This window comes from Rhizobium ecuadorense (assembly GCF_001187535.1).
GTDB classification, from domain to species: Bacteria; Pseudomonadota; Alphaproteobacteria; order Rhizobiales; family Rhizobiaceae; genus Rhizobium; species Rhizobium ecuadorense.
On record NZ_LFIO01000903.1, the window covers coordinates 1 to 705 of the forward strand.

At 60.6% G+C, this 705-nt stretch carries 1 pseudogene; it reads left to right on the forward strand.

What is annotated here, in order from left to right:
* Window positions 1-228: 228 nt before the first annotated feature.
* Window positions 229-705, forward strand: a pseudogene (locus tag AF337_RS44435) (Ulp1 family isopeptidase); the annotation flags it as partial.

Below are 705 nucleotides of genomic sequence, written 5' to 3' on the forward strand. Positions count from 1 at the left end.
CGGCCTGATGGTCGAGTGCAGACGATTGTCGGCAAGCCGTCGCCATATGGTGTTCGGCCATGCCTTGAGGGCATGATTGGATCTGGCTTTAGCATGCTGGGCGGCGGTCGGCAGGCATTAGGATCGAGGTTCCAAATTTGAATTTCCGGAGGACCGGCATCGATGTACCCAAGACGGAACCAGCCGCGCGATGACGATTCTCGCGAAGTAAGTGGGTGGATCGAAGGCGTGACCGGAGCTTTCGATACGGACGCCTGGATCGAGGACTACTATTCAGAGAGCCGAGACATGGAACAGGATCCGAGCGACTTACGCCTCGGTTCGCACGATAGTGACGCCGGCGACCGTGTGCCGCGTCGCAGATCCGTGGGCGGTTCGATGCGAGTGACGCCGCAGTCGCTGGCGCCGGAGAGGGGTTCGGGGCAGCAAGACGTCGATGCCGCAACGGAGACTCACGTGGTCTCAACCAAGGTTCGCGTCGGCGCCAAGCGTGGTCGCCCCGCCGACCGGGACATGCATCCCGATGACGAGACCCGCATCAACCAGTTCGCGGAAGCAGTCCGAAACTACGAAATTCTACCCGACGGTAGCGTCGGCCGAGGGGACGGAAGGGTTCCCGAGGCTACCGTCGAGAACAATTTAGGGATTCTTAGGAGGTTCGCTCGTTGGCTCCGAGCAGAAAACAGAGATTCGATGGCTTCTCGG